This window comes from Homoserinimonas sedimenticola (assembly GCF_026094475.1).
Classification (GTDB): domain Bacteria; phylum Actinomycetota; class Actinomycetes; order Actinomycetales; family Microbacteriaceae; genus Homoserinimonas; species Homoserinimonas sedimenticola.
Map to the genome: position 1 here is coordinate 1529829 of NZ_JAPELL010000001.1, position 12567 is coordinate 1542395.

The following is a 12567-nucleotide window of genomic DNA, read 5'->3' on the forward strand; positions in this document are numbered from 1 at the left end:
ACCTCCGTTTGAGCACGGGATGCCCGCTGCCTACCGTTGTAGTCATGTGCCGCCTCCTAGGACTCGTGTCTCGCGACGAGACGACGATTCCGGGTGCCCTCGGCGGCGACTTCGACTCCTTCACGGCACTCTCGGCGGGCCTGCACGGCGACGGCTGGGGGGTGGCCGGGGAGTTGCGGGGGCTCCGCACCCTCACGCGAGCCGCGGATGCCGCGCACGCAAGTGTTGACTATCGGAAGGCAGCATCCGCCCCCGTCACCAGCGGCATCGTGCACCTGCGCGCCGCGACGCTCGACCTTGCCGTGGCGGAACGGAACACGCACCCCTTCGTGCACGGCGAGCTCTCCTTTGCGCACAACGGCTCCATCCGCGAGATCGCTACGATCGAGCCGCTCATCGACGCAGACCTGCGCGGAAGCATCCGCGGCGACACCGACAGCGAGCGGTACATGCTCGCCCTCGTCTCAGAGCTGCGCCGTTCCTCCCCCGTCGAGGCCGCGCGCACGGTCGCCGCCCGCCTCGGGGAGGTCGCCGTCGAGGCGAGCATCAACGCCCTGCTGCTCACCCCCGACGAACTGATCGTCGTCGCCGACGAGCACGCAAAGGCGCCTAACTTCCTCGGATCCGACTACTACGCCCTCTCCTACCTCGAGCGCGACGGGCTCTTCGCGGTCGCGTCGAGCGGCTGGGAGCGCGAAGGGTGGACTCCCGTGCCGGAGCGCAGCGTGCTCACGGTCGACCGGCGCACCCTCGAGCTGCGCATCCACGACCTCGACACGGCACGACTCGCCATCGCCGCGTAACCCCTCCGTCTAGCGGAGCGGGTCGAACGCGTCGAGCAGCGGATGCCGCGGCCTGCCCGTCATCGCATCCGCCAGCACCCGTCCCGTGAGCGGCCCCAGCGTCACACCCCACATGCCGTGCCCACCCGCAACGTGCACGCGCGGCGAACGCGTCACGCCGACGAGCGGCAGACCGTCGGGCGTGCACGGCCGCGAGCCGACCCACTCGTCCTCACGCGCATCCCAGTCCACGCCCGTGAAGAGGGGGCGTGCCGCCTCCACGAGCGTCGTGATCCGCCGCGGGTCGGGCGGGGCATCCGCCGCGCGGAACTCCATCATTCCACCCACCCGCAACCGGTCGCCGAGCGGCGTGCACGCCACCCGCTGCGCCGCGAAATAGATCGGATGCTCCGGCACGACCTCCGGGCGCACACTGAAGCTGTACCCGCGCCCCGCCTGCACGAGGGTCTTCACGCCGAAGCGCCGCGCGAGCCCGCCGAGCCAGGTCCCCGTCGCGAGGACGACCGCGTCGGCCGCCAGCTCCTCCGCCTCGGGCAGGGCACCTTCGGTGGCGGGTCGGGCGACCGTGACGGTGACGCCGGAACCGAGATCCGCGACATCCGCCACCGTCGTGTGGGTGAGGATCGTGCCACCCCGCGCCTCGACCGCCTCGGCGAGCGCCCGCACGAAGAGGGGCGGATTGATGTAGCGCTGGCCGGAGACGCGGATGCCGTGGGTCACCAGGCCGCTCACGGCCGGCTCGATCGCGCGCACCTCGTCGCCTGAGATGAGGCGAAAGTCGACCTCACCGCCGCGCTTCTCGATCTCGGCGAACTCGTGGCGCAGCACGTCGCGGTCGCGCTCGCTGGTGAAGGCGGTGAGGAACGGTTCCGCCGTGATGGTGCGGTCGGCGACGCCTCCGTCGGCGAGGCGGTCGAAGGAGTCGAGGCTCCACCGGTTGATCTCGGCGAAGGTCTTCATGTTGCGGCGCCACTTCGGGGGCGTCGAATGCCACGCGAAGTCGGTGAGGAAGCGCAGGAGCTTCGGGTCGGCCGCGAGCGGCACGTAAACGGGTGAACGTGGGTCGACCACGGCCCTCACGCCGTAGCGGAAGATTGCAGGTTCCGGCAGCGGAAGGGTCAGCGCGGGCGCGATCCAGCCCGCGTTGCCCCACGAGGCGCCGAGGCCGACCTCGCCGCGGTCGACGACCCTCACCTCGACGCCACGCTCCTGCAGGAACCACGCCGTGCTCAGTCCGACGATCCCTGCCCCCACGATGATCACGCTGCGCATGTCGCCACCCTAACGCCGCGGGCAGTCACCGGGAGAGGCGAGAATCCGCGCTTCCGAGCATCCCTGGGCACCGAAAGCGCTGTGGGCTCGACTCAGCCGGGGAACTCCACGTGCTGCGTCACCCACGCGTGCATCGCGACCGCCGCGGCCGCCGACGCGTTGATCGAGCGGGTGGAGCCGAACTGCGAGATCTCCACCACCGCAGCCGCCACCTCGAGCGCCTCCTCTGAGAGGCCCGGCCCCTCCTGCCCGAAGAGCAGCACGCAGCGCTCCGGCAGGTCGAAGGTCTCGATAATCACGCTGCCCTCGACGTTGTCGATCGCGATGATGGGGAGGTCGGCGCCACGCGCCCAGTCGGCGAAGGCCGCGACATCCTCGTGATGCAGGATGTGCTGGTAGCGGTCAGTGACCATGGCGCCGCGCTTGTTCCAGCGGCGGCGGCCGATGATGTGCACGGTGTCGGCCGCGAAGGCGTTGGCGCTGCGCACGATCGAACCGATGTTCATGTCGTGCTGCCAGTTCTCGATTGCGACATGGAACGGATGCCGGTGCTCGTCGAGGTCGGCGACGATCGCCTCCATGCGCCAGTAGCGGTAGCGGTCGATCACGTTGCGGGTGTCGCCGCGCTCCAGGAGCGCCGGATCGTACTGCTCCCCCTCGGGCCACTCCCCCCGCCACGGGCCGACGCCGTGGGTCGAGAGCTCATGCGTGGGGTTGTCGGCGGTCACCCGTCAAGGCTAGCGGCGGGCGGATGCTGCGGCTCGCGCCCCTGCGTTCGCGTCAGCCGCGGCATCCGTGGGCCTCTACGATTGGATGCATGTCGAAAGTTCTCACCAGCCTGCCCGTCGGCGAGCGCGTCGGTATCGCCTTCTCGGGCGGACTCGACACCTCGGTAGCTGTCGCCTGGATGCGCGACAAGGGCGCCGTGCCCTGCACCTACACGGCCGACATCGGGCAGCCCGACGAGCCCGACATCGAGAGCATCCCGGGCCGTGCGACCGAGTACGGCGCCGAGATCGCTCGGCTGGTCGACTGCCGCAGCGCGCTGGTGGAGGAGGGGCTCGTCGCGCTGCAGTGTGGCGCGTTCCACATCCGCAGCGCCGGCAAGACCTACTTCAACACGACCCCCCTGGGCCGCGCCGTCACCGGCACCATGCTCGTGCGCGCCATGAAGGAAGACGGGGTCGACATCTGGGGTGACGGCTCCACCTACAAGGGCAACGACATCGAGCGCTTCTACCGCTACGGGCTGCTCGCCAACCCGCGCCTGCGCATCTACAAGCCGTGGCTCGACCAGAAGTTCGTCGAAGAGCTCGGCGGGCGCACCGAGATGAGCGAGTGGCTGCAGGCGCACAACCTGCCCTACCGCGCCTCCAGCGAGAAGGCCTACAGCACCGACGCCAACATCTGGGGTGCCACCCACGAGGCGAAGAGCCTTGAGCACCTCGACACCGGTTTCGAGATCGTCGAGCCCATCATGGGCGTTGCATCCTGGCGTGAGGATGTCGCGATCGAGACCGAGGACGTCACCATCACCTTCGACGGCGGACGCCCCGTTGCCATCAACGGCACCGAGTACGCGGATGCCGTCGCCCTCGTCCTCGAGGCGAACGCAATCGGTGGACGCCACGGCCTGGGCGCATCCGACCAGATCGAGAACCGCATCATCGAGGCCAAGAGCCGCGGCCTGTATGAGGCCCCCGGCATGGCGCTGCTGCACATCGCCTACGAGCGGCTGCTCAATGCGATCCACAACGAGGACACGGTCGCGAACTACCACAACGAGGGTCGCCGCCTCGGCCGGCTCATGTATGAGGGACGCTGGCTCGACCCGCAGTCGCTCATGCTGCGCGAATCCATCGTGCGCTGGGTCGGCTCGGCCGTCACCGGCACGGTCACGCTGCGTCTGCGCCGCGGTGACGACTACACCATCCTCAACACCGAGGGTCCGGCACTCAGCTACCACCCCGACAAGCTCTCGATGGAGCGGGTGTCGGATGCCGCCTTCGGCCCCGAGGACCGCATCGGCCAGTTGACCATGCGCAACCTCGACATCGCCGACTCGCGCGCGCGTCTCGAGCAGTACACGGCGCAGGGCATCGTTTCGGGCGAGACTGCGAAGCTCATGGGCGCGCTCGAAGAGGGCGGTGCCGAGGAGATCGCGGGCGGCGAGGACTTCGACGCCGAGGCGGAGGCATCCCTCGACCGCGCGGCGTTCGACGCCGGCACGGACTGAGAGTTCTCTCGACACGACTCGGGGGCGAAGCCGTCCACCCAAATGACGCGTTTTCGGCGAGATGACGCGGCCGCGGCGCGCTCATCCCGCCGAAAACGGGTCATCTGCTGAGTGGTGGCGTACCGCTCACGATCGTCGTCGAGTGGCGGGAGCGCGGGGTGCCGGAGACGGCGGTGCAACTCGACGCGATCGCGTTCCGTGAGCTCGCGGCATCCGCGCGACCGCTCTGGGAGGAATAGGGCGCGGCTGCCTGGCCCGCTCTACCGCTGCACGGGCTCCGATCCGGCTGCCTCAGCCGCGACCGGCTCTGACTCGGCGTGGTCTGCCTCTGCGGTGGCGGGCTCTGCGGTAGCGGGTTCCGCGGTAGCGGGTTCCGCGGCGCGTGTTTTCGCGGCTGCGGGCTCGTCGACGAGATCAGCGTCCTCGTCGAGGTCGGCATCTTCGTCGAACCCGTCGTCCGCTGCATCCTCGTCGAAGCCATGCGCGAGCGCGTCCTCGGCCTCGACGGCGGATGCCCCTGCTCCCGCCAGTACGGCCTGCCTGGTGCTGCGCGCCAGCGCGTGCACGACGAGCGCGAGCAGCAGTCCGAGCATGCCGACCGCGACCATGAGCCCGCCGATGGTCGAGGCGGACTGCGCTTCGAAGAGCATCCCGTAGTCACCGGAGCCGGTCGTGTACAGCTCAGCCTGACGAGCGTTGCCACTCTGCACCAGGAGCACCCCGCCGAGCATCGCGATGACTGAGGCGACCCAGAGGGCGACGAGCGGCGGGTTGAGGCGGGCGAGGGTCGAGGTGTTCTTCATGGTCTTCCTGACGTCGGTTCAAGCGAAGCCCCGACGCTATTGACCGGCGCTTGGCGTTTGCTATGCGCCAGCCGTGCGTCTTCCCTCAGTGTTGGCCCGCTCGCGCAGCGCGTCTCTCGAGCGGCGGATGGCGAGGGCGACGAGGGATGCAGCGGCGATGAGCACGACGGCGTAGAACGCTAGACCCGCCGCCGCGTGCGGGTCCGTCCGCACCGCCGCCGCGCCGACCACGACCGCCCAGGGCCCGACGAGAGTAAGCGAGAAGAGGGCATCCGACGGTCGACGGGCGATGCCGAGGACCACTGCGAGCGCCAGCATGCCGAGCACAATCCACTCGATGGGTGAGGTGTGAAGCATCCAGAAGGCGCGCTCCCAGACAACGTACCCCTGGATGCTGCCGCTCGCCGCCAGCATGACCGATGCTACGGCTGTCGCGAATCCGATGGCGACGAGCATCCGTGCACCCCGGGAAGGGGTGCCGAGAAGGGTGGCGGCGGCCAGCAGCATGAACATGCCGAGCGTGGTCGCCATGGGACCGAACCACACGTCGCCCTGCAGCCAGTTGCTCAAGCGCAGGAGGGGCGGTACGAGCACGGCGAGACCGAGCACCCATCGCATGGCCGCGTACCGACGCAGGAGAAACAGGGAGAGCGCGATCGGCCACAGTGCGTAGACGAGCGGACCCGGGTTGATGAACGGTCCGAACGATCCGCGAGCGATCATCTCCCAGTCGGTGACGGTGGCCCACGGCGCCCACGAGAAGACGGTGAAGAACGCGACAGCGAGCACGGTGCCGGTGGCGAGAGCGGCAGTCGAGATGAGGTCGCGAACGCCGGTGGGCAGCACAGCCGACCCGCGGGTCGCGACGCCCGTCACAGCGAGGTTGAGCAGTTCACCCCGGGCCGGCGTCGCGCGGCCCTCTGCGTCGGCGCCGTCAAGAAGTGTCGAGAGCACGACCTCCCCATGGCGCTCGCGCCAGCGCGTCGGGTACCAGCGGAGGGCGCGGCGGTAGCGCTGCTCGAGCGCGGCGCTCATGCTCCCGCTCCCGCGATCGCCACCCCACGGCCGTGGAGTCGTCGTCGCGCCTGCTGCGCGTTCCGCTCAAGGCGCGCGACCTCGTCTGCGAGTTCGTGAGCGCCGGCATCCGTCAACTTGTAGTAGCGGCGCAGACGCCCGTCAATGACCTCCTCGCCCGCTGCTGCGACAAGCTCCTGTTCCTGCAGCCGCTCGAGCGCGGCATAGAGGGTGCCGACCTTGAGTGTCACGCGCCCGCCGGAGAGAGCGGATGCCTCGGCGATGAGTGCATAGCCGTGCTTTCGCCCCTCGGCGAGCGCTGTGAGGATCAGGAAGGTGGGTTCGCGCATCTCTGCCATGGCGCAACAATACTCTGCTCGCCGATATATATCGACACCTTTGCCGCGGTGCGCTCTCGGCGCGCTACAGACCTGCTCGCCGCGCCCGAAGTTTCGGCAGCGGCGAGACGACTCCGGGTGCGGCGAGACGAACTGAGGCGCGGCGAGCGGAGCGAGTGCCGCGGCGGCGCTACCGCACGGCCAGCAGGGACTCCGCGATCGGCTCGCCCGAGGCGCGGCTGAGGAAGCACGCGTAGCTGCGGTCGCCGTTGGCCCACTCCGTCGCGTCGCCCGCGTAGGTGATCTGCCACTGCAGGTCGGTGTAGGCGGATGCTGCGTCGAAGTCGAGCAGTTCGCCCGCGTCGCAGAGGGTCGTCGTGAGCCCCTGCCAGCCCTCGGCGTCGAGGTAGACGGTCACCTCGGGGCCCACCTCGCCGCGATGCATCAGCTGGGCCGCGTGCGGTTCTGCGCAGTCGACGACCGTGAATTCGTCGGCCCACACCGTGTCGAGCGGGTCGAGGCATTCGCCGCCCTGCAGCGCCGACCACGGGTGAACGCCCGGTTCCAGGGCGACGGATGCTGCGGCGTCCGTGCCCCCTGCGGCCGCGGTCGCGGCATCCGCGGGCCCGCGCAGCGTCGTGCCGAACGTGTACAGGCCGACGAGCATGACGGCGAGGAGCGCGCCGCCGGCGACGCCGACGAGCACGCGCTGCGACGTTCCCAGGCGGGACCAGACCCCGGAGGACGGTGGCGCCGCGGATGCTGCGGCCGTCGCTGTAGGCACCTGCGGGGCGTGCAGGGCGACGGTCGGCATGGCGCCGGCGGCGGAACCCGGCAGCGTGCCCGGCGGAAGCACAGACGTGGGCGGGGTTGCGTCTGCTCCAGCCATCGGCATCGCAACTGTCGCGACATCGGCGGGGGACGATGCGAGCGTGTGGGGCTGCGGAGGAACCGGCATCGCGACGGTGGGGGAGAAGCGGTCGTGCACGGGACCGCGCGGCTCCTCGGGCGGGAGGGGAGGGTGCGAGGCGGCGGTGGTTTCGCGCCAGGATGCGGGGGCTTCAACGGGCTCAACCCGCTCAGTCGGTTCACCCCGCGCCGGGGGCTCGACGAGCGGTACGGGGGCCGTGGGTGGGGCGATGAAGGGGTTGATGTTGTCGTCGTATTCGCGGAACTTGTCGTCGCCGAAGAGGTCGTCGAGGCCTCCCTCGTCGGCGTGGGTTCCGTCGCGCCAGCCCATGGCGTTAGGCGAGCCCCAGGTCGGTCAGTGAGATGGCGGCGTGGTAGGGATACCCGGCTTTCTCGATGATCTCGCGGGCACCCGTGTCGCGGTCGACGACGACAGCCACGCCGGCGATCACGGCGCCGACCTTCTCGAGCGCCTCGATGGCCTTGAGCGGGGATCCGCCGGTCGTGGAGGTGTCTTCGAGCACGATGACACGCTTGCCCGCGACATCCGGCCCTTCGACCTGGCGACCGCGGCCGTGATCCTTCGGCTCCTTGCGCACGACGAAGGCGTCATAGTTGGCACTGCGTGCCGCGCCCTGGTGCAGCACGGCGGAGGCGATGGGGTCGGCGCCCATCGTCAGGCCGCCGACGGCAGCGACATCCGGGATGTCGGCGATGAGGTCGAGCATCACCTGGCCGATGAGGGGGGCGACGCGGTGGTCGAGGCTCACCTTGCGCAAGTCGACGTAGTAGCTCGCCTTCTTGCCGCTCGTGAGGGTGAAATCCCCGTGGAAGACCGCGTCGGCCTTGATGTATTCGATGAGCTGCTGCCTGGCGTCCGTCACCCGGCGATTGTAGCGGGGCGCGCGGGGCGACGGCGACGGACACCTGTCGCGAAGCCGAGCATGGTAGGCCCGAAGCATGAGCAGTGCCAGCACCGAGGAGCATCTCAGCCGAGCTGAGGTGCTCGCGGCGCGCCTTGACCGGCCCATGGGGGCGCTCGGGGTGATCTTTCTCTTCGTCGTGCTGGGCCAGCTGCTCGCAAGCGACCCGACGCTCAGCACGGTGCTCACCGTCGTCGGTTGGGTCTTCTGGGCGATCTTCGTCGCGGAGTTCCTGCTGCGCGCCTACATCGCGCGATTCCAGGCGGCGTTCTGGCGCAAGAACTGGTGGCAGGTGGTGTTCCTGCTGGTGCCGTTCCTACGGTTCTTCCGGGCACTCCAGTCGCTGCGCCTGCTGCGGCTCGCGCGCGTGGCCCGTTTCGGCGGAGTCATCTCGGCGGGGGTGCGCGGCACACGTTCGGCGGGACGTCTGCTCACGAGCCGACTCGCATGGTTGGCCGCAGTGACGGTGGTCGTCATCCTCGTCTCCAGCCAGCTCCTCTACCTCTTCGGCGTCCACGACAGCTACGCCGACGCCCTCTACGAAGCGGCGATGGCGACCATCACGGGCACGGGCATCACCGCGGATGACACGACCGCTCGCCTCATCAAGGTGCCGCTCGCGGTCTACTCGGTCGTGGTGTTTGCGACGTTGGCCGGTTCCCTCGGCGCGTTCTTCCTCGACGAGGACCGGCGGAAGCACAAGCGCTCGGAGGTTGCCGTGTTGCCCGACGCATGATGGGCGTAGGCTCGCTCGTGACCACCGGTCGGCTGTGACCGGATGAGCCGCCCCGGCCTGGGGCGGCGGGTCGATCGGCGTCCTGCCTCTCCCCGCCGGGGGTGTCCCGGCGTGCCCGCAGACCTAGGAGCCGAAGCGTGCCCCACAGCCGTCACATCAGCGTTCCCCTGGCCGCGGCATCCGTCATCGCCCTCGCCCTCACCGGCTGCACCTCGCAGCCCGTCGAGAGCGACGAGACGGATGCCACAGCCCCCGCCACCTCGGAATACCCGCTCACGATCGACAACTGCGGCACCGAGATCACAATCGACGGGGCGCCCCAGCGCATCGTCACCATCAAGTCGTCGACGGCGGAACTGCTGCTCGCGCTCGGCCTCGAGGAGCGCCTCGTGGGGGTCGCCGCGCTCGACGGCCCGCTGCCCGACGAGACCGAGGTCGACATCGTGAGCGACTCGGTGCCCGGGCAGGAGGCGGTGCTCGCCCTCGAACCCGACTTCGTCTTCGCCGGCTGGGAGTCGAACTTCAGCGCCGAGGGCGCGGGGGAGCGCGAACGCCTCGAGGAGTTCGGCGTCGAGACCTATGTCGCCCCCGCCGCCTGCAAGCGCGACGGCTACATGCCCGACCCGCTCACCTTCGAGTTCGTCTTCGATAGCATCGCCGAAGCCGGGGTCATCTTCGACGCCCGCGAGGCGGCCGACGAGCTGCTCACCGAACAGCGGGCCGCCCTCGAGTCGGTCGAACCCGTCGACGACGCCCCCAGTGCCCTCTGGTACTCGAGCGGTCGCGCGACCCCCTATGTGGGCGCGGGCATCGGCTCGCCCCAGATGATCATGGATGCCGCGGGGCTCGACAACATCTTCGCCGACATCGACGACTCCTGGTCGTCGGTCAGCTGGGAGACCGTCGTCGCCGCGAACCCCGAGGTCATCGTGCTCGTCGACTCCGACTGGAACACGGCCGAGTCGAAGATCGCGGTGCTCGAGGAGAACCCGGCCACGGCCGCGCTCGACGCCGTGCGCGAGGGGCGCTACGTCGTGCTCCCCTTCGCCGCGACGGAGGCCGGCGTGCGCAACGTCGAGGCCGTGACATCCGCCGTCGAGCAGTTGCGGGAGTTGGGCTGGTAGCCATCGACACGGGGTCGATCGCGGCCCAGCGGATGCGCGGCCCGCGGGGTCGCGCACGGTACGCGCTCGGCCTCGCTGCGACGGCGGCCGCGCTCGTCGTCGTCGCCGCCGTCGCGGTGACGATCGGGCCCGCCGACATCAGGGTGAGTGATGTCGTCGCAAGTGTGGCTGGGCACCTCGGCCTCCCCGCAGCAGAGCTCTCGCCCCTCACCGACTCGATCGTGTGGCAGCTGCGCCTGCCGCGCGTGCTCACGGCGGCGGCGGTCGGGGCGGGCCTCGCGCTGAGCGGCGCCGTCATGCAGAGCGTCACCCGCAACCCTCTCGCCGACCCCTACCTGCTCGGCCTCTCCTCGGGCGCCTCCCTCGGGGCGGTCGCCGTGCTGCTGCTCGGGCTGGGCGTCGTGCTGCCGCTCGCCGCCTTCCTCGGGGCCCTTGCGGCGCTCGTCGCGTCACTCGCCATCGCGAGGGCGGGCGGCGCCATCACGCCCGGTCGCGCCGTGCTCGCAGGGCTCGCGATCGCCCAGCTGGCGGGGGCCGCGACATCCTTCGTGATCTTCTGGTCGGCCAAGGGCGACTCCTACCGCGAGATCCTCAACTGGCTACTCGGCTCCCTCGCGGGCAGCGACTGGTCGACCGCCGCGATCTCGGCGAGTGCCCTCGCGGTCGTCGGCACCGCCATCCTGCTCGCCGCACCCCGCCTCGACGCCTTCACCTTCGGCGATACGGCCGCCGCCTCGCTCGGCATCGACGTCTCCGCGACCCGCTGGACCCTGCTCACGGGCGTCGCGCTCCTGACGGGGGCGATGGTCGCCGTGAGCGGGGCGATCGGCTTCGTCGGCCTCGTGCTGCCCCACGTCGTGCGCAGCATCAGCGGGCCGACCCATCGACGGATGCTTCCCCTCGCCGCCCTCGCGGGTGCCCTCTTCCTCGTGGTCGCCGATACCCTCGCCCGCACAGTTTTCGACCCGCGCGAGCTGCCCGTCGGCATCATCACCGCCGTCATCGGGGTGCCCGTCTTCGTCGCGCTCTTCACCCGGCGTAGGGGGGCGTCGTGGGGGTAGAGATCGCAGGTGTCTCGCTGTCGATCGGCGGCGCCCCGATCCTGCGGGAGGTGACGGCCGCTGCACCTACCGGGCAGGTTACAGGCCTGTTGGGCCCCAATGGGGCCGGCAAGTCGAGCCTGCTCCGGCTCGTCGGCGGCATCGCGGAACCCGATTCGGGGCGCATCCTGCTCGACGGTGTCGACCTCGCGGGGCTCCCGCGTCGCGAGCGCGCTCGACGCATCGCCCTGCTGGAGCAGAACGCCGCACCCTCCGTCGACCTCACAGTGCGGGAGGTCGTGCTGCTGGGCCGCATCCCCCACCGTCGGGGGCTGCTCGGGTCCTTCAGCGGCGAGGGCGACCATGAGGCTGCGGATGCCGCCCTGCATGCGGCGGGCGCCCTCGAGCTTGCGGACCGTCGCTGGCACAGCCTCAGTGGCGGCCAGCAGCAGCGCGTGCAGGTCGCCCGGGCGCTCGCCCAGCGACCCGAGGTGCTCCTGCTCGACGAGCCCACCAACCACCTGGACGTGCACGCCCAGCTCTCGCTGCTGCGCCGGGTGCGGGGCCTCGGGGTCACCTCGATCATGGCGCTCCACGATCTCTCCCTCGCGGCAGCCCACTGCGATCACATCCTCCTGCTGGCCGACGGATGCCTCGTCGCCTCCGGCCCGCCCGCCGAGGTACTCCGTCCCGACACGATCGGCGCCGTGTACCGCGTGGACTGTGACGTGCTCGCACACCCGCGCACGGGGCATCCGGTCATCGTCTTCTCCTAGGTCCGCGTGCTCTCCTAGGTCCGCGTTCTCGCAGTTCGCAGGCACCCGTGGTACCCCGGAGGCATGTGGTACGACGGACTGGCCGACATCACCCGAACCCTGCTCGTGGGCGCCGCCGCCTTCGCCGGGCTCATCCTTGTGCTGCGCCTCACGGGCAAACGCACCCTGAGTCAGCTGAACGCGTTCGACTTCATCGTCACGGTCGCTCTCGGTTCGACCCTCGCGACGATCCTGCTCAGCAAGGATGTCTCGTGGGTCGAGGGAATGACGGCCTTCCTGCTGCTCGCTGGCGTGCAGTTCGCGATCGCGCTGGTCTCCGCCCTCTGGCCGCCCGTGCGGGGCTTCTTCACGGCGACCCCCGTGCTGCTGCTGCGCGACGGCGAGTACCGTGACGATGCGCTGCGACGCAATCGACTCACGCGCTCCGAGGTGATGCAGGCTATCCGCGGGTCAGGGTCGGGCGACATCCATTCCGTCGCTGCCGTCGTCTTGGAGACCAACGGCAAGCTGAGCGTCATTCCCGCGTCGAAGCTTGGCGACGGCTCCGCCCTCCAGGGCGTGAAGGGTTGAGCGAACTCTCGGGTGGCGGGGGC

The 12567-nt window shown here is 70.2% G+C and carries 14 protein-coding genes; 7 read left to right on the forward strand and 7 right to left on the reverse strand.

Annotated elements, in window-relative coordinates:
* Nucleotides 1-44: 44 nt before the first annotated feature.
* Nucleotides 45-803 (forward strand): class II glutamine amidotransferase, encoded by a 759-nt coding sequence (locus OH146_RS07135; RefSeq protein WP_265158894.1) that lies wholly within the window; start codon nucleotides 45-47, stop codon nucleotides 801-803.
* 9 nt (nucleotides 804-812) lie between these two features.
* Here the strand turns inward: OH146_RS07135 and OH146_RS07140 are convergent, their stop codons facing one another.
* Both OH146_RS07140 and OH146_RS07145 read right to left on the reverse strand, forming a co-directional pair.
* Nucleotides 813-2075 carry an NAD(P)/FAD-dependent oxidoreductase gene (locus tag OH146_RS07140; RefSeq protein ID WP_265158896.1) on the reverse strand — a complete coding sequence of 421 codons (1263 nt, stop codon included), beginning with the start codon at nucleotides 2073-2075 and terminating at the stop codon, nucleotides 813-815.
* Between the two features lie 92 nt (nucleotides 2076-2167).
* Nucleotides 2168-2803, reverse strand: a complete 636-nt coding sequence (locus OH146_RS07145) for a TrmH family RNA methyltransferase (protein ID WP_265158898.1) — start codon at nucleotides 2801-2803, stop codon at nucleotides 2168-2170.
* Between the two features lie 89 nt (nucleotides 2804-2892).
* Here OH146_RS07145 and argG point away from each other — a divergent pair, with 89 nt between their 5' ends.
* Complete coding sequence (gene argG / locus OH146_RS07150; RefSeq protein WP_265158901.1) at nucleotides 2893-4311, forward strand: argininosuccinate synthase; 1419 nt, start codon at nucleotides 2893-2895, stop codon at nucleotides 4309-4311.
* Nucleotides 4312-4571: 260 nt separating this feature from the next.
* Here the strand turns inward: argG and OH146_RS07155 are convergent, their stop codons facing one another.
* The 5 genes from OH146_RS07155 to pyrE form a co-directional block, all read right to left on the reverse strand.
* The gene (locus OH146_RS07155; RefSeq protein ID WP_265158903.1) at nucleotides 4572-5114 is read right to left on the reverse strand and encodes a hypothetical protein; all 543 of its coding nucleotides are present in this window, start codon (nucleotides 5112-5114) and stop codon (nucleotides 4572-4574) included.
* A 60-nt stretch (nucleotides 5115-5174) separates the two neighbouring features.
* Nucleotides 5175-6149 (reverse strand): hypothetical protein, encoded by a 975-nt coding sequence (locus OH146_RS07160; protein ID WP_265158905.1) that lies wholly within the window; start codon nucleotides 6147-6149, stop codon nucleotides 5175-5177.
* A complete protein-coding gene (locus OH146_RS07165) occupies nucleotides 6146-6487 on the reverse strand; it encodes a PadR family transcriptional regulator (protein WP_265158907.1) in 342 nt (113 codons plus the stop codon). Before OH146_RS07165 ends, OH146_RS07160 begins: the two co-directional genes overlap by 4 nt.
* Before the next feature lie 169 nt (nucleotides 6488-6656).
* Nucleotides 6657-7706, reverse strand: a complete 1050-nt coding sequence (locus OH146_RS07170) for a septum formation family protein (protein ID WP_265158909.1) — start codon at nucleotides 7704-7706, stop codon at nucleotides 6657-6659.
* Between the two features lie 4 nt (nucleotides 7707-7710).
* A complete protein-coding gene (gene pyrE, locus OH146_RS07175) occupies nucleotides 7711-8259 on the reverse strand; it encodes an orotate phosphoribosyltransferase (RefSeq protein ID WP_265158911.1) in 549 nt (182 codons plus the stop codon).
* 76 nt (nucleotides 8260-8335) lie between these two features.
* Here pyrE and OH146_RS07180 point away from each other — a divergent pair, with 76 nt between their 5' ends.
* From OH146_RS07180 to OH146_RS07200, 5 genes are all read left to right on the forward strand, one after another.
* On the forward strand, nucleotides 8336-9034 hold the full coding sequence (locus tag OH146_RS07180; RefSeq protein ID WP_265158913.1) for an ion transporter: 699 nt from the start codon (nucleotides 8336-8338) through the stop codon (nucleotides 9032-9034).
* 137 nt (nucleotides 9035-9171) lie between these two features.
* Complete coding sequence (locus tag OH146_RS07185; RefSeq protein ID WP_265158914.1) at nucleotides 9172-10158, forward strand: putative F420-0 ABC transporter substrate-binding protein; 987 nt, start codon at nucleotides 9172-9174, stop codon at nucleotides 10156-10158.
* Between the two features lie 32 nt (nucleotides 10159-10190).
* Nucleotides 10191-11219, forward strand: a complete 1029-nt coding sequence (locus tag OH146_RS07190) for a putative F420-0 ABC transporter permease subunit (protein WP_265158917.1) — start codon at nucleotides 10191-10193, stop codon at nucleotides 11217-11219.
* Complete coding sequence (locus OH146_RS07195) at nucleotides 11210-11974, forward strand: ABC transporter ATP-binding protein (RefSeq protein ID WP_265158920.1); 765 nt, start codon at nucleotides 11210-11212, stop codon at nucleotides 11972-11974. Before OH146_RS07190 ends, OH146_RS07195 begins: the two co-directional genes overlap by 10 nt.
* Before the next feature lie 63 nt (nucleotides 11975-12037).
* Nucleotides 12038-12544 (forward strand): DUF421 domain-containing protein, encoded by a 507-nt coding sequence (locus tag OH146_RS07200; protein ID WP_265158922.1) that lies wholly within the window; start codon nucleotides 12038-12040, stop codon nucleotides 12542-12544.
* Nucleotides 12545-12567 lie beyond the last annotated feature (23 nt).

What these genes read in the sequence shown, in the direction of transcription:
- OH146_RS07190 (WP_265158917.1), top strand. Translation starts at nt 10,191, where the DNA reads ATGCGCGGCCCGCGGGGTCGCGCACGGTACGCGCTCGGCCTCGCTGCG.
- OH146_RS07140 (WP_265158896.1), bottom strand. Translation starts at nt 2,075, where the DNA reads ATGCGCAGCGTGATCATCGTGGGGGCAGGGATCGTCGGACTGAGCACG.
- OH146_RS07180 (WP_265158913.1), top strand. Translation starts at nt 8,336, where the DNA reads ATGAGCAGTGCCAGCACCGAGGAGCATCTCAGCCGAGCTGAGGTGCTC.
- OH146_RS07170 (WP_265158909.1), bottom strand. Translation starts at nt 7,706, where the DNA reads ATGGGCTGGCGCGACGGAACCCACGCCGACGAGGGAGGCCTCGACGAC.
- OH146_RS07155 (WP_265158903.1), bottom strand. Translation starts at nt 5,114, where the DNA reads ATGAAGAACACCTCGACCCTCGCCCGCCTCAACCCGCCGCTCGTCGCC.
- OH146_RS07160 (WP_265158905.1), bottom strand. Translation starts at nt 6,149, where the DNA reads ATGAGCGCCGCGCTCGAGCAGCGCTACCGCCGCGCCCTCCGCTGGTAC.
- OH146_RS07200 (WP_265158922.1), top strand. Translation starts at nt 12,038, where the DNA reads ATGTGGTACGACGGACTGGCCGACATCACCCGAACCCTGCTCGTGGGC.
- OH146_RS07165 (WP_265158907.1), bottom strand. Translation starts at nt 6,487, where the DNA reads ATGGCAGAGATGCGCGAACCCACCTTCCTGATCCTCACAGCGCTCGCC.
- OH146_RS07135 (WP_265158894.1), top strand. Translation starts at nt 45, where the DNA reads ATGTGCCGCCTCCTAGGACTCGTGTCTCGCGACGAGACGACGATTCCG.
- argG (WP_265158901.1), top strand. Translation starts at nt 2,893, where the DNA reads ATGTCGAAAGTTCTCACCAGCCTGCCCGTCGGCGAGCGCGTCGGTATC.